Raw genomic sequence first — 1,635 nt, 5'->3', positions numbered from 1 at the left:
GGTTACCTTTGAAGGCAGTCTGAAATATTGCGGAACCAATCTGCTGACCCAGCCCGAACGCGCCCTGCAAAAACTGCGCGGCCGCGAAATCGGCATGGTGTTTCAAGAACCCATGACCGCCCTCAACCCCGTCATGCGCGTCGGCGAACAAATCGCCGAAGTCCTGTCCCTGCATTTGGGTTTGGATAAAAAACAGGCATGGACGCGCGCTATCGAACTCTTGGACGAAACCGGCATCCACCAGCCCGAGCAAAAAGCCCAGGCATACCCTTTCCAACTTTCCGGCGGCCAACGCCAACGCGCCATGATTGCCATGGCCGTATCAGCCCAGCCCAAGCTCCTGATTGCCGACGAACCGACCACCGCTTTGGACGTTGCCGTCCAAGCCCAAATCCTCGACCTGCTCTCACGCCTGCAAGAAGACCACGGCATGACCATGCTCTACATTACGCACGACTTGAACCTTGTACGCCGTTTTGCCGATGATGTCGCCGTTATGCGTAACGGCCGTATTCTTGAAACCGGCAAAGCAGCCGAAGTCTTCGCCAATCCGCAGCACGAATACACCAAAATGCTGCTCAACGCCGGCACAATGCGCAAAGTGGCTCCTTTACCTGCAAACCCGGCCACCGTCCTTAAGGCCGAACAAATCGCCTTTTCCATCAAAGAATCAGACGGCTGGTTTAAAAAACGCGACAAAACCATCCTCAACCCCATTTCTTTCGATCTCAAATCGGGGGAGACATTGGGCATCATTGGCGAAAGCGGTTGCGGCAAAACCACGCTGGCGAAAGCCGTTATGCACCTTATCGATTCCGAAGGCAGCCTGATTGTCAACGGCGAGCCATGGAAACGCGAATTGAGACGCGAAATCCAAATGGTGTTCCAAGACCCGTTCGGCGCATTCAATCCGCGCATGAACGTCTTCGATACCGTTTCCGAGGCCTTACGCGTACACGAACCTGAAATGCCGCACGAAGAAATGCGCCGCCGCGTCGAGGAAGTCCTCAAACAAGTCGGCCTGCCCGAAGACGCACTCGAACGCTATCCGCACGCATTCTCCGGCGGCCAGCGCCAACGCCTCGCCATCGCCCGCGCCATCATTGTCCGCCCAAAAATCCTCGTATTGGATGAACCAACCAGCGCGCTTGATGTCCAATGGCAACAACAAATCCTTGAATTGCTCAGCAGCCTGCAAAAAGAATACGGCCTCGCCTTCATCATCATCAGCCACGACCTCGCCGTCATCCGCGCCATTTCCCACCGCGTGATGGTGTTGAAAGACGGCAAAGTCGTTGAGGAAGGCGAATGCGAAAACGTGTTTGCCAATCCAAGCAGCGACTACACGCGCCATTTGATTGCCCACTCCGGCCACATGGTTCAAGAGGCCGTCTGAATCTTTAAGGATTACGATAGACGCATTTCAAAAAAACTATTACCGGACGGCGGCACTTGAAATTTTCCCTGTCTGCCACTATTCTGAACAACGTATTCATTAATCCCGATTTAAAAGGAAACAAACATGAGCAGCGAATTGATTATCCACGCCAGCGATGCCAGCTTCGAACAAGACGTTTTGAAATCCGACGTACCTGTATTGCTGGACTTCTGGGCACCATGGTGCGGCCCTTGCAA

General features: G+C 54.0%; 2 protein-coding genes. Both read left to right on the top strand.

Going from position 1 to position 1,635, the window contains the following annotated elements; genetic code table 11:
- Positions 1-1,396, top strand: a 1,396-nt coding sequence (locus tag ACTHUM_RS13365) for an ABC transporter ATP-binding protein (RefSeq protein ID WP_440403095.1), incomplete at its 5' end; no start/stop codon positions are given.
- Positions 1,397-1,522: 126 nt separating this feature from the next.
- Positions 1,523-1,635: thioredoxin family protein (locus ACTHUM_RS13360; RefSeq protein ID WP_440402792.1), on the top strand; the 113-nt coding region annotated here is incomplete at its 3' end.

It is taken from the genome of Neisseria sp. P0021.S006, from assembly GCF_051956895.1.
The sequence above is the reverse complement of the archived record's forward strand: the minus strand, read 5'-3'. Positions and strand labels throughout refer to the sequence as shown.